The 1,356-nt window shown below is 66.0% G+C and carries 1 protein-coding gene; it reads right to left on the reverse strand.

Annotated features, from left to right (window positions below):
• Positions 1-134 precede the first annotated feature (134 nt).
• A partial coding sequence (gene vgrG, locus ACFSNN_RS38105; protein WP_377779219.1) for a type VI secretion system tip protein VgrG occupies positions 135-1,356 on the reverse strand: 1,222 nt, incomplete at its 5' end.

A 1,356-nucleotide genomic window follows, 5' to 3' on the forward strand; every position in this document is an offset into this window, starting at 1 on the left:
CAGATGTGCATACGTCGCCATCGGGGACGACCGTGTTGCCGGCGTCCGCCGTAGTCATGGCGTCGTTCTGCTGCGGGTGTGCGGCGAAAAGAAAAGGAGGGCTGATAATCATGAGTCTGTCAGGACGAAAGCCGTCAAAGGGAATGGATGTGGTTATCGGTCGGCGTGCCCGAACTGAAAGGCGGGAAAGTCTTCAACTGGATGTCCCGGCCCGGCACGTCCCATGACGCGCCTTTCTCCAGAATCGGCCCCGGCGACCCGTTAGTGATCCCGCTGCCGTTGATCTGGATATACGACCCGCCCGCACCGAGCCAGACTTCCTTTGCCGCCGTGATCACGATCCTGCCGTCCGTGCTGCTGATCGTGACGTCCTTCAGCGCCGCCAACGCCATCTGGTCGCTCTGCGCCTGTATCTCCACGCGCCCCTTCGCCGCGATCAGCTTCATGCCAAGCTGCCAGGCAAACAGGCTGATCGCGCCGCGCACCGACGCAATCAGCGAACGTCCCGACGACACACTCACGTCCCACCCCGCCGTCACCGCGTGATCGTTCGCGCTCGCCATGTGCGTGCTGTCTGCGGCCGTGGTCGCGATGCCCGCCGCACTCGCCATCACCACGTCCGGGCGCGTCATCTCCGGCGATGGATTCTCCGGCGTCGTGGCGCCGCCCCTGATGGCGCCGTTCTGCGTCCTGATCGTGCGGGCCGCATCGCTCTGGCTGGCTTGCGGCGTCTGCGCGTTGTGCTGCTTCGCGAGCAGTGACAGGTCCTCATGCTGTTGCCGCGCCTGCGTAAGCCGCTGTACCGTCTCGCCCATATCCTTCACCGGAGCGGTCGCGCCCGCACGCGTCTCGGTCGTTACGAGCAAGCCCCGGTTCGCCCGCATCACCGTATGCGCATCGGTGGCAATCTCGATCCCTTCGCCGCACGCCTCGGTGCGCCCCCGGTTGCCGTCGATGCGCGTATTGAACCCCGCCACAAACCGCGAATTCGCCTGGTCGCTCGCGAGCTGCGCCTGCATCCGGCCGGGCGTATCGTCCAGCGCGAGATGGTTCGAGCGCCGACCATACCCAAGGCTGCTGCTGCGGATGCCGCTGAGCGCCGCGTTGGCCGGCAGGGCCCACGGCGGCATGTTGAACTTGTCCACCACGAATCCCGCGACGACAGGCCGGTCCGGGTCGCCGTGCACGTGCGCGACCAGCACCATCTGACCCGCGCGACCGGGTGCGACAACGCCCATCTCGTCGCCCTGCCACTGGCTTATGACGCGCACCCAGATCGAGGTTGAGCCATCCAGTTCCGCCTGCCGGTCCCAGTCGAACTGGATGCGCAGCCGGTTGCGGAAGTCGATGTACATT

The organism is Paraburkholderia dipogonis (genome assembly GCF_042680985.1).
GTDB classification, from domain to species: domain Bacteria; phylum Pseudomonadota; class Gammaproteobacteria; order Burkholderiales; family Burkholderiaceae; genus Paraburkholderia; species Paraburkholderia phytofirmans.